This is a genomic window from Shewanella sairae (assembly GCF_023283535.1).
Lineage (GTDB): Bacteria > Pseudomonadota > Gammaproteobacteria > Enterobacterales > Shewanellaceae > Shewanella > Shewanella sairae.
This window is the reverse complement of the sequence record NZ_JAKILT010000195.1, coordinates 1-979: the sequence shown is the minus strand read 5'-3', so window position 1 is coordinate 979 and position 979 is coordinate 1. Positions and strand designations below refer to the sequence as shown.

2 protein-coding genes are annotated in these 979 nt (G+C 42.3%); both read right to left on the bottom strand.

Translation table 11 applies throughout. From position 1 onward, the window contains the following. On the bottom strand, window positions 1–721 hold a 721-nt coding region (locus L2748_RS24115; protein ID WP_248957833.1), incomplete at its 3' end, for an IS66 family transposase. Window positions 722–747: 26 nt separating this feature from the next. After that, a partial coding sequence (gene tnpB / locus L2748_RS24110) for an IS66 family insertion sequence element accessory protein TnpB (RefSeq protein WP_248957832.1) occupies window positions 748–979 on the bottom strand: 232 nt, incomplete at its 5' end.

The window sequence follows — 979 nt, the reverse complement described above, 5'->3', positions numbered from 1 at the left end:
TCGCCAATATTGAACTGAGCAGTATGTGCTTTAGCATGGCTTGGTAGATTGGTGTTAATAGCTCTATGCCACGTTTAACCCAGTTAATCAGGGTTGCTCTACTCACCTGAACTCCGCTATCGAGCATTCTTTGGTGCTGACGATACAGCGGTAAGTGATAAACCGCTTTATCCACCATGATGCCTGCAATCACAGAGACATCAGCATAACAACCATCAAGTACGTTATCAGGTGCTGGTGACACACTTAAGCTACACGCTTCTTTGTTGCGAACAACTGGCCGTTTGTAGATAAGGATGGTGTAGCTTCCTGGTTGTTGAGCTAAGCGATGTGTTTCTTTATAACCAATGACCTCATACTTGTCAGCATCGTCGCCTTCAAGCTCTGGTGCGCGAATTTCAATGACCTTAGTAGGTACAGTGTCATCAAATCGCAAGCCGGTATCATTGACTTCATTACCAGTGCGCTTTTTCGTTGAGCGGGTATAGGATATTAGCTGCTTGCCTTGAGACTCTGGTGTTGTAGCGTCTGAGCGTTCAAATAAACTGTCTTGGTGAGGATTATCAACCAGCAATTTTTCAGACTTACGGCCAAACAGCTGCCGTTTGAACCAATCAAGTTGCTGCTGGAGTGTGAGTACTTTTTCAGATAGCTCAAAAACCTGAGCGTTTAATTGCTCATTTGTTTGAGTTAATGAAGCTATTTGAATAGGTGTTTTCATGGTTGAATTATACTAAAAACAGCCACTTATATCGAGTTCAATCGTCTACTTTTTACATGTTTTTGCCAATTAATTCCATCAATTAGACACTGCAACTGAGTCCAAGTTAAATTGATTTTATCGCTGTTGCCATCTACTCGGTGAAACCGCCCTAGTTCGAGGCGTTTACTCCATAAACAGTATCCGCCACGACTGAAATACAACACTTTCATCATGGTTTGCTTGCGGTTGATGAATACAAATAATTCACCACTCATC